This window comes from Pseudomonas sp. PvP001 (assembly GCF_040546375.1).
Classification (GTDB): Bacteria; Pseudomonadota; Gammaproteobacteria; order Pseudomonadales; family Pseudomonadaceae; genus Aquipseudomonas; species Aquipseudomonas coleopterorum.
This window is the reverse complement of sequence record NZ_JBEPNQ010000001.1, coordinates 434935-455144: the sequence shown is the minus strand read 5'-3', so window position 1 is coordinate 455144 and position 20210 is coordinate 434935. Positions and strand designations below refer to the sequence as shown.

The window sequence follows — 20210 nt, the reverse complement described above, 5'->3', positions numbered from 1 at the left end:
ATTTTGCCGGTTGCCAGGGCATTATGCCATCATCTTTTTTACAATCGCCTACGAGTGTCGCAGCGCATAGCAGATAAAAGCCAGAATGCCAGTGTTTTCATCATTCTTCAAAAAGGTCAGCGTGGGTTCCTGCTCGAACGAATACGATTTGATCTTGTTTGCTTTCTGTAGCCAAGCGGTAAATCAGCAGGAAACCCCCGCCGACATGACATTCCCGAAAGCTAGCCCAGTTTCCCTTCAACGGATAATCTACCCATTCAGGCGCCAAAGCTCCTTCATTAGAGACCAACAGCATCATGACTTCCTTGAGTCGGTTGAGATCAAAACGACCGGAGGGGGAAAGTCACTCCCAGTCTTTCAGGAAGGTCTTCGCGTGGTCAGACACGCGAGGTAACGTCGCACGTTTACTCGCCGCTGTTTTTCTTGAAGTCATCGAACAACTCGTCTAGTGATTCAAAGCGCGCCTTTTTATCTCGCACGATCTCTTCCGCTTCGGACATAGCCAAGCGAGTCTTTGCATTGGGAACTTTTAGCTCTAGTGGAAAAGCCTGATCAACCGCAATACGGTGCAAAAATATCCGAACAGCTTCGGACATGCTCATACCCATATGGCCGAGAGCAGCGTTGGCCTGAGCCTTGATGTCATCATCGACACGGACATGCAGCATGGATGTTTGGGTAGCCATATCGACCTCCTGAATGAATGGAAAGCAGCGTATCTCAGTTGAGATACGAGGCAAGTGGTTGCCAATGGAGTGGGCCTTTGGCCCTGGCAGGACAGTTTACGTGGCTGCCTAGAGATATCAGAGACTCTCAGGATCCCCAAAAAACATCTGAATCCGCGACCTCAACCAGCGCTCCCCCGGATCATTATCCTGCGACCCCCGCCAAGCCAGATGCAGCTCGAACGAAGGCGTGTCCAGCGGCAGCGGCTCTGCGCGCACGCCGCCGGCGGCGGTGAGGGAGTCGGCGGTGTAGTCGGGTACGGTGGCGACGATGTCGGTGCCGGCGAGCAGGGTGCTCAGGCCGTTGAATTGCGGGACGGCGAGCACCACGTGGCGGGTGCGGCCGTGTTTCTTCAGTTCCTCGTCGATGAAGCCGCTCAGGTCACCGGCGAACGACACCAGCGCGTGGGGGCGGGCGCAGAACTCGTCGAGGGTCAGGTTGCCCGGCTTGGTGTCGGCGCGCAGCAGCATGGGGCGGTTGCGTCGCAGCACCTTGCGTTTGGCGTTGGCCGGCAGGTCGTCGGTGTAGCTGACGCCGATGGAGATTTCCCCGGAGGCGAGCAGGGCCGGCATGAGGATGTAGTTGGCGCGGCGGATCACCAGCACGATCCCTGGCGCTTCGGCACGGATGCGCTTGAGCAGCATGGGCAGCAGGGCGAACTCGACGTCGTCGGACAGGCCGATGCGGAACACCGCGGTGCTGGTGGCCGGGTCGAACTCGGCGGCGCGGCTGACGGCCGTGGAGATGGAGTCCAGCGCCGGCGAGAGCAGGGCGAAGATCTCCATGGCCCGCGCCGAGGGTTCCATGCTGCGTCCGGTGCGCACGAACAGGGGGTCGTCGAACAGCCCACGCAGGCGTGACAGCGCGGCGCTGATGGCCGGCTGGCCGAGAAAGAGCTTTTCGGCAGCGCGGGTGACACTGCGTTCATGCATCAGGGTTTCGAACACGATCAACAGGTTCAGGTCGACGCGACGCAGGTCGTTACGGTTCATCTATAGGCCCGCTGGAACATGAAGAAGAGGTGCAGGCGTGAATCTTAAGGGCAAAGGCTGCTACCCTGCACCGGAAAATTTCGGTTTGTGCCATCCTCGTGCCCGCGCCGCAGAGCGGTTGCCGGGTCGAATCGATGGCGAGCATGTCGACTATTAACAGGCGCTGATAGCTTATGCGCGAATGCCCAGATAAAGTTCAGGGCATTAGAGGTTTACAAGGCGAGGTTTGCGATGTCCCGCACGATCCGTTTTCATAAATTTGGCCCGGCGCAAGTCTTGACGTGCGAAGAGCACGCAGTGGCATCGCCCGCTCCGGGCGAAGTTCAGGTCCGTGTCGAGGCGATCGGTATCAGCTGGTATGACGTGCTCTGGCGGCAGAACCTGGCGCCCTCGCAAGCACGTTTGCCGGCGGGCCTCGGCCAGGAGATGGCGGGGGTTGTGACCGCGGTGGGCGAGGGTGTCGAAGGTTTCACGGTCGGCGACAAGGTTGCCAGCTTTCCGGCGCAGAGCCCCAACGAATACCCGGTCTATGGCGAGGCGATCCTGCTGCCAGCCACGGCCCTGACGCGCTACCCCGACATTCTTTCGCCGATCCAGGCGGCCGTGCATTACACGCCGTTGCTGATCGCCTACTTCGCCTACGTCGAACTGGCGCGTGCCAAGCCTGGGCAAACCGCCTTGGTGACCGATGCCAGCCACTGTGCCGGACCTTCGTTCGTGCAGTTGGGCAAGGCGCTGGGCCTGAAGGTGGTGGCAGCCACGCGCAATCCCGCCGAGCGCGACTACCTGCTGTCGCTGGGCGCCGAGAAGGTGGTGGTGACCGAGGAACAGGATCTGCTCATGCAGATCGACAAATTCACCGGCAACCGCGGTGTGGACATGGTCCTCGATGGCCTGGGCGGGCCGCAGATGTCGGTCCTGGGTGACGTACTGGCGCCCCGTGGCAGCCTGATCCTGTATGGCCTGCAGGGCGGCAACCAGACACCGTTCCCGGCCTGTGCCGCGTTCCAGAAGAACATCCAGTTCCATGTGCATTGCCTGGGCAACTTCCTCGGCAAGCCGGAACTGGGCATCATCCAGGATGCCGAGGCGTTGCAGCGCGCGTTGCGTGATATCAACCAGATGACGGCGGACCGGGTATTGGTGCCGCAGGTTGCCAAGGTGTATCCGTTCGATGAGTTCGTCGAAGCGCACAAGGCCATGGACGAATGCCCCTGCGGCGGGCGCATCGCGTTGCAGCTGTAACCTGTCGAAGCGGCGTCCTGCCTGGGACGCCGTGTTTTCCTGGTGTTTTCCCTCTGATTCACGCCGGTTTGTAAGACCTTTCCCTGCCTTTTTTCAGATCCCTCCGATTGCGCTCGGCGCCGGCGTGGGCGCCTCATGGCGCTTGTGCGGCCTTGCCGTGCCCTGCTGATCTGCACTGCCTTTTGCCGACTTTCTGTATCTTTTAATCGAAGGACGGCTCTTCATAATGCGCGGTCTATGCCCGTCTCCGGGGCTTGGCAAGCACGTTTCGAAGCGTGGCAGTCGTCCGGCGGGTTCCTGGCCAGAACTCGGAAACCACCCATGAGCGCAATGCACCAGCAAGCCATGAATCATGTTTACCAGCAGGTGCTGTCGCGTTTGCTGGGGTCCTTTTCGCCCGCCCGGCGCATGGCGGTTCAGCCATTGATCCAGCGGCTGATGACGGCCGCCGGAGGGGCGCAGCGTCTGGGCAGCTACCGGATCGTGTACTGGCTCTGCGGTGACACTGCGGGCAGCTGCAACCTGGCGTTGCTGCGCGCCGCGCAGCTGACCCTGGCCGCCCGCAACCAGCCGACGTTTTTCATCCGCGCCGCGGTCGGCAGCCAGGCCCTGCTCGACGATGCCCGCAACGCCAACGTGCAGCGGGCCTGCAACGCGTTGTTCCTGCACGACGATCCGCGCGTCGAACTGCTGGCCTTCGATGACGAGACGCTGCAGCCCTATGAATACCGTCACGCGAGTGTCAATCAACGGCGCCTGAACCTGCGCACGGAAATATTGAGTGTCGCCCACGAACTCGACACCTTGGCGCCTGCGGTATTGCAGCAGCATGGGTACCGGGCGATGGCGCGGATCTACCAGCGCTTGCTGGGCTATCGGGCACCGGCCGACGCCATCGTGCTCGATCAGCCGCTGTTGCAGCGTCGGCGCTTCGTCGCCTGGGCCCTGCGCGAGCGGCGTCGCGCGGGCGGCGCTCGGGTGTCACGCTACCACTGGCATTCAAGCGACTGCCTGCAGACTCTCGAAGCTGGCGTTGCTGCCGTGCCACGCGGCCAGCGCATCGATCAACCCGGCGGCGTGCGTTTGCTGGGTGTGCAGGACCTGCTTGGCGAGCCGTTGGCCAGCGACGAAGCGTTGTGGCAATTCCTGGGTTGTCACCCAGTGCTCGCCCTGTTCGACCCACGAGAAACCCGCTATTCGCAGTTGGCCTTGCTGGCTCACCTGTGTGGCCTGCGCAGCCAACGACGGCAAGGGGGCCGTTTCGAGCAGGGGCTGGATGCGTTCCGCGAAGCCATCGCACGTTCGGTGCCGAGCTCGGCAACTTTGCTTCACCCTCCATCCGTTGCCCTCCCACGCAACTCTGCCGAACAGATGCAGGCGCGTCTGGCCACCTGGTATGGGATGGACTCGGCCCAGGTGAACTGCGCCGTATACGCTCCGTTCAATGACCGCGGGGCACGTCTGGAGGCATTCCTGGCGGCGTGTCATCCGGGCATGCAAGTGACTGCGCCTTACCTGCATCAAGGGTTGCGCGGGTCCAAGGTGCCTGCGCAGGTCGTGCAGTGGCTGGAATCGGTCAGTGGCCTGCCACTGGCGACCTTGCAGCGGCTCTACCAGAGGCCCAGGTTGTCATGAACGGCGCTGCCAAGGACAAGGCTGGCGCGTTCGCTTACCAAGGTGTCTACCGCTATCTGTTGCGCCTGATCGACGGGATCGAGCCAGGGGTGCGCATCAAGTTGCCGTCCTTGCGGGTACTGGGGCGTACGCTGGATGTTTCCGTTTCTACAGTGCAGGCCGCCTATGGGCTGCTCGAGGCCGAAGGGCGCATCGAGCCGGTGGCCAAGTCCGGCTATTACGCTCGTGGCTCAACGGCGTTCGGGCCGGCGCTGGCCAGTCCCGATCTGCTCCAGCGCGTCCTGGCAGGTGCCTGCCAGCCCAACATGGAGGTGTTCAGTCGAGCCGCACCTGCGCCCAGAGCCGACGCGTTGAAAACGGTGCTGCGCTTCGAGGTCGAGCTGGCCAGGCGTTATCCCGCTGGGCTGGGCAGTACCGTGCAGCCCTGTGGCGAGCTGGAGCTGCGCCACGCCCTGGCGGCCCGCTACACCCGTTGCCTCGAGCACCACTGGTGCGCCGACGATGTCTACATCGGCAGCGATCTGCTGAGCGTGTTGCACATGACCTGGACGGCGATGCAACTGCAAGGTGCAGTGGTCGTTGTGCTGGTGCCGTGCGCCTGGCGCATTCTGCGGACCTTGCAGCAGGCGGGTGCGCGAGTGGTGGAGCTGGCGCTCGATGCACAGGGCAGGGTGCCGATGCAGCGCTTGGAGGAGGTGCTTGTGAGCCGGCAAGTCCGCCTGATGGTGCTCGGCGCGTCTTTTCAAGCGCCTCACGGTACCTGCATCGATGACGCCGACAAGCGCGCCATTGCCAGCTTGTTGGAAAGGCACGGGGTGTGGGTGGCGGAGGACGATACCGAGGGCGACCTGTGTTTCGAGGCAGCGTTGCGCTTTCGCGAACTGGTGGCACCGCAGCGTCTGCTGATCTTCGGCTCGCTACAGCACCTTTTAGGCGCCGAGGCGCCTTTCGCCTACCTGCTGTCGCGCCAATGGCAAAGCCGCTTGCAACAGTACTGCCTGCAACGCGCGACGGTGGCGCCGCCGTTGCGACAGAAAGTGCTGGCGCGATTCATCAGCGGCGGCGGCTACGATGACTGTCTAAGCCCGCAGCGCGAATCGCTACGCGACCAGGTCGTGGCCTTCAGCGCGATCCTGCGCAAGCATCTGGACGAGCGGTTGCAACTGGCAAAGACCGAAGGCGGGGCGTGCATATGGGCGCGCTCGCGCTACCCGGTCGACATGCGCAACGTCTTCGAAGACCTGCGCAGACAGCGGTTGCTGATCGCCCCCGGGGACGTTTTCAGCCTGCAGGGCCATTGCCATCAGCATTTGCGCCTCAATGGTTGCGGACACTCGATGGCCCAGTGGGAGCGCTGCGCCAAGGCGCTTGCATTGGCGCTGGAGGCTCACGCAGTGTAAGGCGCCATCGGTCCATTTCCGATTGCCTTGGCTTTTTTCTGTATGTATAACCAGTGACTTTTACGACACTGGTTTGGCGACAACGTGGCATTTGCACCGCTTGAAGACCCTTTCTACTACCTGGCCAATTTCCGTCGCGTGCTGGCGTGGCTTGAACAACGCTACCTGGACGTGCTGGACGCTGAAGAGCTGGGTTTCATCCAGTGTTTCGAGACGCTGCCGCAGCCGTCACAGGCGCTGTTGGTGCGCATGATCATGCGCAAGGGCGAGATGTTTCGCGCCAGTCGCCTCGACTACGCCGAGATTGGCTGCCCGAAGCAGGCCGCCCAACCGTTGCTGGCCAGTGGTTATCTGATGGATCAGGCACCGTTGACCCTGGAACAGGTGGGCGAGGTGTTGCTCAAGCCGGAAATCGTCGCCTGTTTTTCGGCCCATCTTGCCAAGCCATCGTTGCCCAAGCCGCAACTGCTGCTGGTCCTCGCCGAACAGGAATGGCCGGGGCAGCCTTTCGCGGCCTGGTGTCCGAGGTTGGCTGATACCTTGTACTGCCTGACCGTGCAGGCGCTCTGCGATCGCCTGCGGTTGCTGTTCTTCGGCAACCTGCATCAGGGCTGGACCGAGTTCGTGCTGGCCGACCTGGGCGTCTATCGTTACGAGTCGGTGCAACTGGCGCCCGAGTCTCGGGGCCTGACCCATCGTGACGATGTGGCGGCGGGGTTGGCCCTGCATGCCTGCAGCGAAGCCATCGAAGCCGGTTTGCCGTGTGAAGAGATTCACCGGCAGTTGCTGGCGGTGACCACCGACAAATCGTGGTTGCAGAGTCGTCGCCAGAAGCTGTTGTTCCGGCTGGGGTATGCCTGCGAGCGCCAGCAGAACCTGAAGCAAGCCCTGGTGGTATACCGCAGCTGCGAGTTTGCCCAGGCCCGGGCGCGGATCATTCGCGTGCTCGAACTGTGCGGCGACTTCGCCGAAGCGTTGGCGCTGGCCGAGCAGGCCACCCTGGCGCCGCTGAATCCCGCCGAGGCGCAGCAATTGCCACGGATGTTGCCGCGCCTGCGTCGACACCTGGGGTTGCCTGCCGAACCCAAGCGTCAGGCCGCCAAGGTCGCGCGCCTGGACCTGACGCTGGTGCTGTGCGAGCAGCGCCTGAGCGTCGAGCGCCGTGTGGCGGCCTCGCTGCACAGCGAAGACGCTCCGGTGCATTACGTCGAGAACACCCTGTTCAATGCCCTGTTCGGCCTGCTGTGCTGGAAGGCGATTTTCGCGCCGTTGCCCGGCGCGTTTTTCCACCCGTTCCAGAACGGCCCGGCCGACCTTCACCAGCCCGACTTCCGTCAGCGCCGCCGTGCGCTGTTCGACGCGTGCCTGGGTGAGCTGGACGACGGCCGCTACAAGCACACCATCCGTCAGACCTGGCAGGAGAAACGGGGCCTGCAGTCACCCTTCGTCCATTGGGGCATGCTCGACGAAACCTTGCTGGAGCTGGCGCTGGGCTGCATTCCGGCGCAGCACCTCAAGCATTGTTTCGACCGCGTGCTGGAAGACGTCAAGGCCAACCGCACCGGCATGCCCGACCTTATCCAGTTCTGGCCGGCCGAGGGTCGCTACCTGATGATCGAGGTCAAAGGGCCAGGCGATCGCTTGCAGGACAACCAGCTGCGCTGGCTGGAGTTCTGCGCTCGCCATGGATTGCCGGTGCAGGTCTGCTACGTGGAGTGGGCAGGACAGCCCGCGTGAGCTATACCGTGGCCGTCCGGGCCTTATGCGAGTTCACGGCCAAGGTCGGCGACCTGGACCTGCGCTTCACGCCATCGCCGTCGGCCCAGGAAGGCATGCTTGGCCACCGCCGGGTCACCCAGGGCCGCGATGCCGGCTACCAGAGCGAAGTCACCCTCAGCGGTCAGTACCACGAACTGCTGGTACGCGGCCGTGCCGACGGCTATGACCCGGTGCTCAACCGCCTGGAAGAGATCAAGACCCATCGCGGCGACCTCGATCTGCAGCCCGACAACCATCGCCAACTGCATTGGGCCCAGGCCAAGGTCTATGCCTGGCTGATGTGCCAGCAATTGCAGCTGACGCGCATGGATGTGGCCCTGGTGTATTTCGATGTCGATTACGACAAGCAGACAGTGTTCAGCCAGCAGTGCCAGGCGCAGGATCTGGAGGCGCATTTCGAACGCCTGTGCTCGCGCTTCCTGAACTGGGCGCGTCAGGAACTGGCCCGCAGCGCCGAGCGGGACGCGGCCTTGCGCGCGTTGACCTTCCCCCATGCCGACTTTCGCGTCGGCCAGCGCGAGTTGGCGGAGACCGTCTACAAGGCGGTCAGCACCGGGCGCTGCCTCATGGCTCAGGCCACCACCGGTATCGGCAAGACCCTGGCGACCCTGTTTCCGTTGCTCAAGGCGATGGTCCCGCAGCAACTGGACAAGATCTTCTTCCTCAGCGCCAAGAGCCCCGGCCGCGCCCTGGCCCTGGAGGCCGTAGCGCAGCTGCATCGCCAGCCGGGCCTGCCGCTGCGCACGCTGGAAATGGTCGCGCGGGACAAGGCCTGCGAGCATCCGGACAAAGCCTGTCACGGCGAATCCTGTCCGTTGGCCAAGGGCTTCTATGACCGTCTGCCCGCGGCACGCGAAGACGCGGTACGCTTGCAGATTCTCGATCAGGCCCAGGTGCGTCAGACGGCCCTGGCGCATCAGATCTGTCCGTATTACCTGAGCCAGGAGCTGGCGCGCTGGGCCGACATCATCATTGGCGACTACAACTATTACTTCGATCTCAATGCCTTGTTGTTCGGCCTGGCGCAGGAGCGTCAATGGCGCCTGGCGGTGCTGGTCGACGAATCCCACAATCTGGTCGACCGGGCGCGCGGCATGTACAGCGCCACCCTCGACCAGCGCACGCTGCAAGCTGTACGCGTGTCGCCGCCCGCCAAACTCAAGAGTCCGTTGCAGCGCCTGAATCGCGAATGGAATGCGCTGCACGCTGATCAAGTCGCGCCGTATCAGGCGCACGCGCGCTTGCCGGACAACTTGATCCTCACGCTGCTGCGCTGCATCAGCCTGATTGGCGACGAGATGAACGCCCAGCCCCAGGGCATCGATCCGCAGTTGCTGGACTTCTATTTTCAGGCGCTGCAGTTCACCCGTGTCGCCGAGCTGTTCGACGAGCACTATGTGTTCGACGTCAGCCGCCGCGATGCGCCCGGCAAGCGCGTGCAGTCGCAGTTGTGCCTGCGCAACATCGTTCCGGCGCCCTTGCTCGGACCGCGGATCGCTGCGGCCCGCAGCACCGTCCTGTTTTCGGCCACGCTCAGCCCGCGACGCTATTACGCCGACCTGCTCGGGCTGCCCAAGGACCACGCCTGGATCGATGTGCAGTCACCGTTCAGTGCCGATCAGCTGGAGGTGCGCATCGTCGACGACATTTCCACGCGCTTCAACCATCGCCAGGCGTCGCTGGGTCCTATCGTGGAGTTGATCGCCAGGCAGTATCAGGCGCGACCGGGTAACTACCTGGCGTTTTTCAGCAGCTTCGACTATCTGCAACAGGTCGAGGCCTTGCTGGCCGAGCGTTATCCCGACATCGAGCAATGGGCTCAGGCACGCAAGATGGACGAAAGCGCGCGGCGGGCGTTTCTCGCCCGTTTCACCGCCACCAGCCAGGGCGTGGGCTTTGCAGTGCTGGGTGGGGCATTCGGAGAGGGCATCGATTTGCCGGGCGATCGCTTGATCGGGGCCTTTATCGCGACCTTGGGGTTGGCCCAGTTCAATCCGGTGAACGAGCAGATCAAAGGGCGCATGAACGCGCTGTTCGGTGCGGGGTATGACTACACCTATCTTTATCCTGGGCTGTGCAAGGTGGTGCAGGCGGCGGGCAGGGTGATTCGTGGTCAGGAGGATCGGGGGGTGGTGGTGCTGATCGATGACCGCTTCGCCGAGGCGCGGGTCAAGAGTCTGTTTCCGCGGTGGTGGGCGGTTTAGTGTTCGGCTTGAGGGCCTCTTCGCGGGCAGAGCCCCGCTCCCACAAAATGAAAACCTGTGGGAGCGGGGCGGGGCGGCGAGCTCTCTGCCCGCCAAGAGGCCCCCACTGACACCCAGAAAAAAACCCGCCGAAGCGGGTTTTTTCATGCAGCCAGTTTTCAGCCTTTCACCACCACCGAACCCAACTGGAAGCCGGCATGTTGCACCAGCTCCAGCAGCGGTTGCGGGTACACGCCGAGGAGGAATGCCAGTACCGCGATCGCCAGCAGCATCACGCCACCGGTGCGCTGTTCCCACTTCAGCGGGGCATCGGTGCGGCGCAGGTTTTTCTCCATCAGGTACAGAGTCACCATCACCCGAAGGTAGTAGAAGACACCGATGGCGCTACCGATCACCAGCGCGCCGGTCAGCCACCACAGCTGCGATTCGACGCCCGTGGCGATGATGTAGAACTTGCCGATGAAACCGGCCGTCAGCGGAATGCCGGCCAGCGACAGCATCATCACGGTCAACACGGCGGTGAGGTACGGACGGCGCCAGAACAGGCCACGGTATTCGTACAGCGCGTCGGCGTCACGGCCGTTGTAGGGCGACGACATCAGGGTGATCACGCCGAACGCACCCAGGCTGGTGATCACGTAGGTCACCAGATAGACGCCGATGGCTTCCAGGGCCAGGCCCTTGCTGGCAACCAGCGCGATCAACAGGTAACCGAAGTGGGCGATGGACGAGTAACCCAGCAGGCGCTTGAGGTTGCTCTGGGTCACCGCCAGCAGGTTGCCGATCAGGATCGAAGCCACCGCAATCATCGCCAGCACATCGCTGAGCACGCCACTGCTGGCGGCTGGCGAGAGTTGGAACAGACGCACCACCACGGCGAACACCGCGACCTTGCTGGCTGTTGCCAGAAAAGCGGCCACAGGCGCAGGGGCGCCCTCGTACACGTCCGGCGTCCACAGGTGGAAGGGCACCAGCGACAGTTTGAACGCCAGGCCGACCAGCATCATGGCCAGGCCCAACTGCGCCAGCGCACTCGGCACGCCGGTGGCGGCCAGCGCCAGGCCGATGCCCGAGAAGCTCAAGCTACCGGCATCGGCGTACAGCAGCGCCATGCCGAACAGCAGGAACGCCGAACCTGCGGCCGACAGCACCATGTACTTGATGCCGCCTTCCAGCGAGCGCTTGTTGAAGAAGGCGTAGGCGATCAACCCGTAGGTTGGCACCGACAGCAGCTCCAGGCCGATGAACAAACCGGCAAGGTGCTGCGCGCAGACCAGTACCAAGCCACCCAGGGCTGCCATCAGGATCAGCAGGTAAAGCTCTTCGCGGTTGCCCGGGTAGCCCGAGGACCCATCGCCCAGGTAGGCGTGGGCCAGGGTCACGCAGGCCAGCGTCGCCACCAGGATCAACGCCATGTACAGCGCGGCGAAATTGTCCACCTGCAGCAGCGGCGTGACGGTGATGGGCGTGAGCTTGAGCACCGGCAAGATCGACAGCAGCGCCAGGTTCAGCCCCGCGCACGAAAGCAGGAAGGTTTGCGAATGGTTGCGCCGCCAGGCGATCGCCAGCATCACCGCAACGACGGTGACCGTGGTGATCAGCAGCGGCGCAAGCGCAATAAAGTGTTGAATCGTCAGGTCCATAGCGCTCTTACCGGGCCGAAGCGAGTTGAGTGAAGGCGGTGCCGAACCACTGCTGCACACCGGTCATGGTGGCGGCGGAAGTGTCAAGGAAGGGCTGCGGGTAGACGCCAAGCAGAATCAGCAGGCCCGCAAGGCCCAGCACCATGATCAGTTCGCGGTTGTCCATGCCGGCCAGTACCGCGTCCGACTTGGAAGGGCCGAAGTAGGCACGGTGGATCATGATCAGCGAGTACACCGAGCCGAACACCAGGCCGGAGGTGGCCACGGCGGTGATCCACGGTGCCACGGTGAAGCTGCCCAAAAGGATCAGGAACTCGCCGACGAAGTTGCCGGTACCCGGCAGGCCCAGCGAAGCAGCCGCGAAGAACAGGCTGATCGCCGGCAGGTAGGCGATGCGCGACCACAGACCGCCCATCTCACGCATGTCACGGGTGTGCAGGCGTTCGTACAGTTGACCGCTGAGGATGAACAGCGCGGCCGCCGACAGACCGTGGGCCAGCATCTGCACCACGGCGCCCTGCAAGGCCTGCTGGGTACCGGAGTAGATACCGATCAGCACGAAGCCCATGTGCGAGACGCTGGAGAAGGCGATCAGGCGCTTGATGTCGGTCTGCGCGAACGCCAGGAAGGCGCCGTAGAAAATACCGATCAGGCCCAGCGTCATGGCGATGGGGGCGAATTCCGCCGAGGCATTGGGGAACAGCGGCAAGGCGAAGCGCAGGATGCCGTAGGCCGCGGTTTTCAGCAGGATACCGGCCAGGTCCACGGAACCGGCGGTCGGCGCCTGGGCGTGGGCGTCGGGCAGCCAGGAGTGGAACGGCACCACCGGCAGCTTCACTGCGAAGGCGATGAAGAAGCCCAGCATCAGCAGGTATTCGACATGTTCCGGCAGCTTCGCTTTGAGCAGGTCGCTGTAGTTGAACGTCATCACGCCGGTGTTGCTGTAGTTGAACAGCACCAGGCCCAGGATCGCCACCAGCATGATCAGGCCGCTGGCCTGAGTGAAGATGAAGAACATTGGTCGCGGCGTAGATCCGGGTCTTCTTGCCGTCCGAGGAGCTGTGACCCCAGAGCGCGATGAGGAAATACATCGGCACCAGCATCATTTCCCAGAAGAAGAAGAACAGGAACAGGTCCAGTGCCAGGAACACACCGACCACGCCGCCCAGGATCCACATCAGGTTGAGGTGGAAGAAGCCGACGTGGCGCTGGATCTCTTTCCACGAACACAGGACCGAGAGCATGCCCAGCAGGCCGGTGAGCAGAATCATCAGCAGCGACAGGCCGTCCAGTGCCAGGTGCACGCTGATGCCGAAGCGCTGGATCCAGTTGAGCTTGAACTCGTAGGCCCAGGCCGGTTCGCCACCGGGTGCAGGGGCCAGGGTGTAGTCGCCATGGGCCCACAGCCAGAGGCCGAGAGCAAGTTCCAGGGACATGGTCAGCAAGGCCATCCAGCGGGGCAGGGTAGCGCTGCTGCGCTCCGCTACCCAGCACAGAAGGCCGCCGATGAAGGGGATCAGGATCAGCCAGGGCAAAATCATGACGGGCTCGTTTCCTTTCGCAAAGTCACAGGATTCATATCAGACCGCCGCCAGTACGACAGCGCCGAGCACCAGCACGGCGCCCGCGGCGATCGAAGCGGCATACCAGCGCAACTGACCGGTCTCGGTACGGCTCATGGCGTTGTTGCCGCCCTTGGCCGTACGCGGGATCAAGCCAATCACCTGGTCGACCGGGTCCTTGCGCAACAGGTGGCTGATCAGCAGATAAGGTTTGACGAACAGCTTGTCGTAGATCCAGTCGAAGCCCCAGGCGGCGAACCACCACGCCGACAGCATCCGGCCGATACCGCTGTTGGCCACCGACGTGGCGAAGCTGCGCTTGCCGAGGAACAGCATGGCTGCCAGCAGGATTCCGGCCAGGGCGATGGCGCCCGACGCGATCTCCAGGCTGTGCTTGGCTTCGCCACCGGCATGGCCGACGCTCTGCGGGAGCACACCGGCCAATGGCGGATGGATCCAGGCACCGATGAAGGTCGACAGCACGATCAGCACGCCCAACGGCAGCCAGTGGGCAACCCCGTGGCCGGCATGGGCCTCGGTCTTGGCTTCGCCGTGGAAGGTGATGAAGATCAGGCGGAAGGTGTACAGCGAGGTCATGAACGCACCCACCAGACCGGCGTACAGCAAGCCATTGTTGCCGCTGGCGAAGGCTTCCCAGAGGATCTCGTCCTTGGAGTAGAAGCCGGCCGTCAGCAACGGCAGGGCCGCCAGGGCCGAACCGCCGACGATGAAACTGGCGTAGGCCAGCGGCAGCTTCTTCCACAGGCCGCCCATCTTGAAGATGTTCTGCTCGTGGTGGCAGGCGACGATCACGGCACCGGAGGCGAGGAACAGCAGCGCCTTGAAGAAGGCGTGAGTCATCAGGTGGAAGATCGCGCCGTCCCAGGCGCCCACGCCCAGGGCCAGGAACATGTAGCCGATCTGGCTCATGGTCGAGTAGGCCAGGATGCGCTTGATGTCGGTCTGCACCAGCGCGGCGAAGCCGGCCAGCACCAGGGTGACACCACCGACCACGCCCACCAGATGCAGAATGTCCGGGGCCAGGGCGAACAGGCCGTGGGTCCGGGCGATCAGGTAGACGCCTGCGGTGACCATGGTCGCGGCGTGGATCAGTGCCGACACCGGAGTAGGACCGGCCATGGCGTCTGCCAGCCAGGTCTGCAGGGGCAGTTGCGCGGATTTACCCACGGCGCCACCGAGCAGCATCAGCGTGGCCAGGACGATCCAGAAATCGCCGACCTTGAAGTGCTCGGGCGCACGCACCAGCAGTTCCTGAATGTTCAGCGTGCCCAGTTGCTGGAACAGGATGAACAGGCCGATGGCCATGAACACGTCGCCGATGCGGGTGACGATGAACGCCTTGAGCGCTGCGTTGCCGTTGTTGCGGTTGCCGTAGTAGAAACCGATCAACAGGTACGAGCACAGGCCCACGCCTTCCCAACCGAAGTAGATGAACAGCAGGTTGTCGCCCAGGATCAGGAACAGCATGCTGGCGATGAACAGGTTGGTGTAGGCGAAGAAGCGCGAGTAGCCCTCTTCACCGCGCATGTACCAGGAGGCGAACAGGTGGATCAGGAAACCCACGCCGACCACCACGCCGAGCATGGTGATCGACAGGCCGTCCAGGTACAGGGTGAAGTTGGGTTCGAACCCGTCCACCGACATCCAGCGCCACAGCAGTTGGGTGTATACGCCACCTTCCGGTGGAGCAACGTTGAACTGCCAGATGACGTAGGCGGCGACGATCGCCGACAGGCCGATGGAGCCAACGCCGATCAGCGCCGAGAGGTTTTCCGAGAAGCGCCCGCGGGAGAACGACAGCAGCAAAAAGCCGATCAGCGGGAATACGAAGGTCAGAAAGATCAGGTTCATCCGCGCATCTCACTGGCAGCGTCGATGTCGAGCGTGTGGAAGCGGCGATACAGCTGCATCAGGATCGCCAGGCCAATCGAGGCCTCGGCCGCGGCCAGGGTGATCACCAGGATGAACATGATCTGTCCATCGGGCTGACCCCAGCGCGCGCCGGCCACGATGAACGCCAGGGCAGAGGCGTTCATCATGATTTCCAGACTCATCAACACGAAAAGAATGTTACGGCGGACCATCAGGCCGACCAGACCGAGGGTGAACAGGATGCCGGCGACTGCCAGGCCATGCTCTAGAGGGATAGCGGGCATCTGTTTACTCCTTTTCCGTGCGGCCGAGGTGGAACGCCGTCACCGCTGCGGCGAGCAGCAGCATCGACGCCAGTTCAACCACCAGCAGGTAAGGCCCGAACAGGCTGATGCCGACGGCCTTGGCGTCGACCGTGGTCTGACCGATACCGGCAGCGCTGGGATTGGCGAACAGCACGTACAGCAGTTCGAGCAGCAGCAGCGCACCGAGGAACACCGGACCTGCCCAGATACCGGGCTTGAGCCACACCCGTTCCTGCTGCACCGAGGCCGGACCCAGGTTGAGCATCATCACCACGAAGACAAACAGCACCATGATGGCGCCGGCGTAGGCGATCACTTCGAGCACACCGGCGAACGGTGCGCCCAGGGCGAAGAAGGTCATGGCTACGGCGATCAACGAGATGATCAGATAGAGCAGGGCGTGCACGGGGTTGGTATTGGTGATCACCCTGAGGGTGGACACCACCGCGATACCCGACGCGAAATAGAAAGCGAATTCCATCTTTCTTCCTTAAGGGAGCAAGCTCTTCACGTTGATCGGCTGGGCTTCGTTCTGCGCGGCGCCTTTTGGCTTGCCGGCGACGGCCATGCCGGCCACGCGATAGAAGTTGTAGTCGGGATTCTTGCCGGGTCCGGAGATCAGCAGATCTTCCTTCTCGTACACCAGGTCCTGGCGCTTGAACTCGGCCATCTCGAAGTCCGGCGTGAGCTGGATCGCGGTGGTCGGGCAGGCTTCTTCGCACAGGCCGCAGAAAATGCAGCGCGAGAAGTTGATCCGGAAGAAGTCCGGATACCAGCGACCGTCCTCGGTTTCTGCCTTCTGCAGCGAGATGCAGCCTACCGGGCAGGCCACGGCGCACAGGTTGCAGGCCACGCAGCGCTCTTCGCCGTCGGGGTCGCGGGTCAGGACGATGCGGCCGCGGTAGCGCGGCGGCAGGTACACGGCTTGCTCGGGGTATTGCAGGGTGTCGCGCTTACGGAAGCCATGGCCGAAGACCATGATCAGGCTGCGCAGTTGCGTGCCCGTCCCTTTTACGATGTCACCGATATATTTGAACATGGGTCAATTCCTCACTGAACCGTGCCGGCGGGCGTGTTCAACAACACGATCGCGGCGGTCACCAGCATGTTGATCAGGGTCAGTGGCAGGCAGAACTTCCAGCTGAAATCCATTACCTGGTCGTACCGGGGGCGCGGGATGGAAGCGCGCAGCAGGACGAACAGCATGATGAAGAACGCGGTTTTCAGTGCGAACCAGACGAACGACAGTTGCGGCAGGATCCCGAACGGACCGTGCCAGCCGCCGAAGAACAGCGTCACCAGCAGGGCCGAGATGAGGATGATGCCGATGTATTCACCCACGAAGAACATGCCCCATTTCATGCCGGCGTATTCGATGTGGTAGCCGTCGGCCAGTTCCTGCTCGGCCTCGGGTTGGTCGAACGGGTGACGGTGCGTCACGGCCACGCCTGCGACGAAGAAGGTACAGAAGCCGAAGAACTGCGGAATGATGAACCACAGGTTCTGCGCCTGGTACTCGACGATGTCGCGCATGTTGAAGGAACCGGCCTGGATCACGATGCCCATCAGCGACAGGCCCATGAACACTTCGTACGACACGGTCTGCGCTGAAGCCCGCAAGCTGCCCAGCAGGGCGTACTTGTTGTTGCTCGCCCAACCGGCGAACAGGACGGCATACACCGACAGGCCGGCCATGGCGAAGAAGAACAGCAGCCCGATGTTCAGGTCGGCCACGCCCCAGGTGGGGGTGATCGGGATGATCGCGAAGGCGATCAGCAGGGCGCTCATGGCCACCACCGGCGCCAGGGTGAAGATCACCTTGTCGACGAAGGGTGGGTTCCAGTCTTCCTTGAAGAACATCTTCAGCATGTCGGCCGCGATCTGGAACATGCCGAACGGACCGACCCGGTTCGGGCCGTAGCGGTCCTGCCACCAGCCCAGCAGGCGACGCTCGACGAAGCTGAGCAGCGCGCCGCAGATGACCACCGCCAGCATGATGACCAGGGCCTTGACCACACCGATGATGATGTCGATCACTTCAGGGGTGAACCAGGTCATTGTGCTGCCTCCTGCAGGCCTTCGACGGACGCGCCGGCGAATGCCGGCGGAATCCCGGCCAGGCCGGCGGGCAAGCCCACCAATCCGGCGCCCAGTTCTTCGCTGATGCGCAGCGGCAGGCGCAGGGCCTGGCCGGCCACGGTCAGGCTGAGCAGGGCACCGTCGTTGACGCCCAGGCGGTCGGCTTCGGACTTGGCCAGGGCCACGTAGGCCTGGGGAATGCGCTCCTGTACCGGCGCGGCGCGCGAGGAATTCTCCTCGCTGCCGAACAGGTGATAGAACGGCACGGCTTGCCAGGTGCCGCGCGCCGGGGAAAACGCGCCGGGAACACTGGCGAACCAGCCGAGGCCGTCGCCCTGGCTTTCGATCAGGCGCGTACCGGGGTCACCGGCACGCAGGTGACCACCCACTTCGTCCTGGAACTTGTTCCAGGCCTGCGGCGAGTTCCAGCCCGGCGACCAGGCGAACGGCACCTGCTGACGCGGTTCGACGGAGCCCGAGTAGCCTTCCATGGAGAACGAAAACGCCGTATCCGTATCTTGCGGTGTCCGCGGCTCGTGCACGCTGATGTTGGCGCGCATGGCGGTACGGCCGCTGTAGCGCAGCGGTTCGCGGGCCAGCTTCAGGCCCTTGATGCGGAACGAGGCCGACGGCGCGGCATCGACGATGCGCGCCAGTTGCGGTGCGCTGTTGGCCACCGCGGCGGTCACGTGGTCGAGCTGAGTCCAGTCCACCGGCTTGTTCAGCAAGGTGCTGCGCAGCGCGTGCAACCAGCGCCAGCCTTCGTGGATCAGGATGCTGGAATCCAGGTAGACCGGGTCGAACACCTGGAAGAATCGCTGGGCGCGGCCTTCCTGGCTGACCAGGGTGCCATCGCCTTCGGCGAAGCTGGCGGCCGGCAGGACCAGATGGGCGCGCTCGACGGTGCGGGTGTGCTGGTGGTCGGCGACGATGACCACCTTGGCGGCGTTCAGCGCAGCGTCGACCTTGGCAGCGTCGACACGGGTGTAGAGGTCGTTTTCCAGGATCACCAGCGCGTCGGCATGGCCATCGATCACGGCCTGCAGCGCGTCGTCGACCGAGTCGCCGCCGAGCATCGCCAGGCCCATGCTGTTGGCTTCCGGAACGATCAGGCTCAGCGAACCGGCCTTGTCGCGGCCCTTCAAGGCCTTGGCGATGTTGCCTGCGGCTTCGATCAGGGCGTTGCAACCCAGCGACGTACCGCTGACGATCAGCGGACGCTTGGCCGCCACCAGGGCATCGGCAATGCGCTGCGCCAGTTCCAGGGCTTCGCTGTCCAGCCCGGCCACCGCCGGTGCGCTCGGGTCGATCGCGTGGGCAACGGCAAACCCGATGCGCGCCAGATCTTCCGGCGCGGCGTGGACGCACTCTTCGGCGACGTCGTCGAGTTTGGTGTCGGTCAGGCTGGCGATGAACAGCGGGTTCAGCTCGTGCTGACCGATGTTCTTCACCGCGGCGTCGAGCCATGGCTGTACGCGCATGGCTTCGGCCATCGCCTCGGCCTTGCCTTTCACCGATTGCCGCAACGCCAGTGCCATGCGCGCCGCGGTCTGGGTCAGGTCTTCACCGAGCACGAACACCGCGTCGTGGTCTTCCACCTCGCGCAGGCTCGGGATCGGCAGCGGGCTGCTGCGCAGCACCTGCAAGGCCAGGCGGATGCGCGAAAGCTCGCCGGCTTCGATACCGCTGTAGAAGTGCTGGGCACCCACCAGTTCGAGCAGGGCGTAGTTGCTTTCCAGGCTGGCACGCGGCGAGCCGATGCCGACGATGTTGCGGCCACGCAGCAGGTCGGCGGCCTTGTCCAGCGCCTCGTCCAGGCTCAGCTTGCGGTTGCCTTCGGCCAGCAGCGGCTGGCGTGGGCGATCCTTGCGGTTGACGTAGCCATAGCCGAAGCGGCCGCGGTCGCACAGGAAGTAGTGGTTCACCGAACCGTTGTAGCGGTTCTCGATACGGCGCAGCTCACCGTAGCGCTCGCCCGGGCTGATGTTGCAGCCACTGGAGCAGCCGTGGCAGATGCTTGGGGCGAACTGCATGTCCCACTTGCGGTTGTAGCGCTCGGAGTGGGTCTTGTCGGTGAACACACCGGTCGGGCAGACCTCGGTGAGGTTGCCGGAAAACTCGCTTTCCAGGGTGCCGTCTTCGACCCGTCCGAAATAGACGTTGTCGTGGGCGCCGAACACGCCCAGGTCGGTGCCGCCGGCGTAGTCCTTGTAGAAACGCACGCAGCGATAGCAGGCGATGCAGCGGTTCATCTCGTGCGCGATGAACGGGCCCAGCTCCTGGTTCTGGTGGGTGCGCTTGCTGAAGCGATAGCGGCGTTCGTTGTGACCGGTCATCACGGTCATGTCTTGCAGGTGGCAGTGACCGCCTTCCTCGCACACCGGGCAGTCGTGCGGGTGGTTGGTCATCAGCCATTCGACGACACTGGCGCGAAAGGCCTTGGATTCTTCGTCTTCGATGGAGATCCAGGTGTTGTCGGTGGCAGGGGTCATGCACGACATGACGATGCGACCACGGGTGTCGTTCTCGTCGGTGTACTGCTTGACTGCGCACTGGCGGCAGGCGCCGACGCTGCCCAGCGCCGGGTGCCAGCAGAAATACGGGATGTCGAGGCCCAGCGACAGACAGGCCTGTAACAGGTTGTCTGCGCCATCGACCTCGAGCGCTTTGCCGTCTACGTGGATAGTGGCCATGGTTCAAGTTCTTCGTTGGCCCGTTGTCAGCGGGCGTGGCTAATGGAAATCTTG

At 63.4% G+C, this 20210-nt stretch carries 14 protein-coding genes and 2 pseudogenes; 5 read left to right on the top strand and 11 right to left on the bottom strand.

What is annotated here, in order from left to right; all coding sequences use genetic code 11:
• Positions 1–100: 100 nt before the first annotated feature.
• The 3 genes and pseudogenes from ABMD26_RS01975 to ABMD26_RS01965 form a co-directional block, all read right to left on the bottom strand.
• A pseudogene (locus tag ABMD26_RS01975) lies at positions 101–322 on the bottom strand (type II toxin-antitoxin system YafQ family toxin); the annotation flags it as partial.
• Between the two features lie 82 nt (positions 323–404).
• Positions 405–686, bottom strand: coding sequence for a type II toxin-antitoxin system RelB/DinJ family antitoxin (locus tag ABMD26_RS01970; protein WP_043193601.1), 282 nt, complete (start codon positions 684–686; stop codon positions 405–407).
• A 117-nt stretch (positions 687–803) separates the two neighbouring features.
• Positions 804–1718 (bottom strand): LysR family transcriptional regulator, encoded by a 915-nt coding sequence (locus tag ABMD26_RS01965; protein ID WP_043190139.1) that lies wholly within the window; start codon positions 1716–1718, stop codon positions 804–806.
• A 231-nt stretch (positions 1719–1949) separates the two neighbouring features.
• Between ABMD26_RS01965 and ABMD26_RS01960 the strand changes: the two genes are divergently transcribed.
• The 5 genes from ABMD26_RS01960 to ABMD26_RS01940 all read left to right on the top strand — a co-directional run bounded on the left by ABMD26_RS01960 (position 1950) and on the right by ABMD26_RS01940 (position 9981).
• Positions 1950–2963, top strand: coding sequence for a zinc-dependent alcohol dehydrogenase family protein (locus ABMD26_RS01960; RefSeq protein ID WP_354307363.1), 1014 nt, complete (start codon positions 1950–1952; stop codon positions 2961–2963).
• Between the two features lie 321 nt (positions 2964–3284).
• Positions 3285–4598: a hypothetical protein gene (locus ABMD26_RS01955; RefSeq protein ID WP_354307361.1), complete on the top strand. Its 1314-nt coding sequence runs from the start codon at positions 3285–3287 to the stop codon at positions 4596–4598.
• Entirely contained in the window at positions 4595–5998 is a 1404-nt protein-coding gene (locus ABMD26_RS01950; RefSeq protein ID WP_354307359.1) for an aminotransferase class I/II-fold pyridoxal phosphate-dependent enzyme, read from the top strand. Before ABMD26_RS01955 ends, ABMD26_RS01950 begins: the two co-directional genes overlap by 4 nt.
• 84 nt (positions 5999–6082) lie before the next feature.
• Positions 6083–7735: a VRR-NUC domain-containing protein gene (locus tag ABMD26_RS01945; RefSeq protein WP_354307357.1), complete on the top strand. Its 1653-nt coding sequence runs from the start codon at positions 6083–6085 to the stop codon at positions 7733–7735.
• Complete coding sequence (locus ABMD26_RS01940) at positions 7732–9981, top strand: ATP-dependent DNA helicase (protein ID WP_354307355.1); 2250 nt, start codon at positions 7732–7734, stop codon at positions 9979–9981. Before ABMD26_RS01945 ends, ABMD26_RS01940 begins: the two co-directional genes overlap by 4 nt.
• Positions 9982–10139: 158 nt before the next feature.
• Here ABMD26_RS01940 and nuoN read toward each other — a convergent pair whose 3' ends face one another.
• From nuoN to nuoG, 8 genes and pseudogenes are all read right to left on the bottom strand, one after another.
• The gene (nuoN, locus tag ABMD26_RS01935) at positions 10140–11624 is read right to left on the bottom strand and encodes an NADH-quinone oxidoreductase subunit NuoN (RefSeq protein ID WP_134722699.1); all 1485 of its coding nucleotides are present in this window, start codon (positions 11622–11624) and stop codon (positions 10140–10142) included.
• A 7-nt stretch (positions 11625–11631) separates the two neighbouring features.
• Positions 11632–13165, bottom strand: a pseudogene (gene nuoM / locus ABMD26_RS01930) (NADH-quinone oxidoreductase subunit M).
• Positions 13166–13204: 39 nt separating this feature from the next.
• Positions 13205–15058 carry an NADH-quinone oxidoreductase subunit L gene (gene nuoL, locus ABMD26_RS01925; RefSeq protein WP_049860089.1) on the bottom strand — a complete coding sequence of 618 codons (1854 nt, stop codon included), beginning with the start codon at positions 15056–15058 and terminating at the stop codon, positions 13205–13207.
• Positions 15055–15363, bottom strand: a complete 309-nt coding sequence (gene nuoK / locus ABMD26_RS01920; RefSeq protein WP_043190115.1) for an NADH-quinone oxidoreductase subunit NuoK — start codon at positions 15361–15363, stop codon at positions 15055–15057. Before nuoK ends, nuoL begins: the two co-directional genes overlap by 4 nt.
• 4 nt (positions 15364–15367) lie before the next feature.
• Positions 15368–15865, bottom strand: a complete 498-nt coding sequence (gene nuoJ / locus ABMD26_RS01915) for an NADH-quinone oxidoreductase subunit J (RefSeq protein ID WP_049860090.1) — start codon at positions 15863–15865, stop codon at positions 15368–15370.
• Positions 15866–15874: 9 nt separating this feature from the next.
• On the bottom strand, positions 15875–16423 hold the full coding sequence (gene nuoI / locus ABMD26_RS01910; protein WP_043190109.1) for an NADH-quinone oxidoreductase subunit NuoI: 549 nt from the start codon (positions 16421–16423) through the stop codon (positions 15875–15877).
• 11 nt (positions 16424–16434) lie between these two features.
• Entirely contained in the window at positions 16435–17442 is a 1008-nt protein-coding gene (nuoH, locus tag ABMD26_RS01905) for an NADH-quinone oxidoreductase subunit NuoH (protein WP_043190106.1), read from the bottom strand.
• Positions 17439–20156, bottom strand: coding sequence for an NADH-quinone oxidoreductase subunit NuoG (nuoG, locus tag ABMD26_RS01900; protein ID WP_134722701.1), 2718 nt, complete (start codon positions 20154–20156; stop codon positions 17439–17441). Before nuoG ends, nuoH begins: the two co-directional genes overlap by 4 nt.
• Positions 20157–20210: the final 54 nt, after the last annotated feature.